Source organism: Vibrio sp. Y176 (genome assembly GCF_033438945.1).
Map to the genome: position 1 here is coordinate 1 of NZ_JAWOQS010001056.1, position 541 is coordinate 541.

The following is a 541-nucleotide window of genomic DNA, read 5'->3' on the forward strand; positions in this document are numbered from 1 at the left end:
AGTTGAACGGAGTAATGCCGCAGCACACACCCAAAGGCTGGATGAGAGAGTAGCTGTCGATCTCAGTCGCGACATTTTCGACCGTTTCTCCCATCAGGTTGCTGGCAAGGTTGGCCGCTTGCTCAACCACTTCTATGCCGCGCCAAACATCGCCTTTGGCATCGGCAAAGATTTTTCCCGTTTCGTGCGAAAGCAAGGTTGCGATTTCATCATGATGTTCTTTCAAAAGATGCTGATAGCGAAGCATCAAACGCGCTCGCTCTGATACCGCCACCTCTTTCCAAGATTGAAAAGCCGTTTGCGCACTTTCGATGGCCGCTTTCATCTCAGCATTTGTCGAACATGGCACATACGCGATTACGTCATTGGTGGCGGGATTGGTGACTTCAACCCAATCTGAGGTTTGAGACTCACGAAACTCACCATCAATAAATAAGGGAACCAAACGAGTCATCATTTACTCCTTTGTTAACTGTGCAGAAATTACAGCGGGATCTCGATACCTATCGCTGTCGCCTCGCCACCGCCAATACACAGTGAC

The 541-nt window shown here is 49.4% G+C and carries 1 protein-coding gene; it reads right to left on the reverse strand.

From position 1 onward, the window contains the following. The coding region (locus tag R7O13_RS30175; protein WP_318305634.1) for an aldehyde dehydrogenase family protein at positions 1-454 on the reverse strand (454 nt) is incomplete at its 3' end. Between the last annotated feature and the right edge of the window lie 87 nt (positions 455-541).